The organism is Peribacillus sp. SIMBA_075 (assembly GCF_046534585.1).
Genome location: NZ_JAWRYN010000135.1, coordinates 1 through 443 on the forward strand (window position 1 = coordinate 1; position 443 = coordinate 443).

At 45.6% G+C, this 443-nt stretch carries 1 pseudogene; it reads right to left on the minus strand.

Annotated elements, in window-relative coordinates:
* A pseudogene (locus SB775_RS27490) lies at nucleotides 1–316 on the minus strand (hypothetical protein); the annotation flags it as partial.
* Between the last annotated feature and the right edge of the window lie 127 nt (nucleotides 317–443).

Genomic DNA, 443 nt, shown 5'->3' on the forward strand with positions numbered 1-443 from the left:
GGTATGAATCAAGGGGATGGTTGGAGACGATCAGCTGGTGAACTTGTATTTCCTTTCCAATAAAAGGTGCAGGATCAATTGGTATCACGCGCCAAACCTGTGCATGTGGGAGCTTGGATAAATCTTCTAGCGAAAGCGTATAACTGGAGATAGGACCTGTGTAAGACACAACCTGGTAGCCGTATGCTTCCACATATTGCCGAGCAGCGATTTCCGCCTCGGTGTCTGGATGCTCAGGAATAGTTTGTCTGCGACTCCAGCCAAGAACGAGTATGACGATGACTGAAAATAATAGCAGTGATATGCCTCGCTTCATAGCAGAAATTCCTCCATGCGGATCTTTTCCTGTTAGACGCTTGAGAGGTATAGTATGTTACATGATTTTCCAGTTACAAGAAGTCAGACCTACAGGCATTTAGGTGTGGTGTAACAGCAGGTAAAGT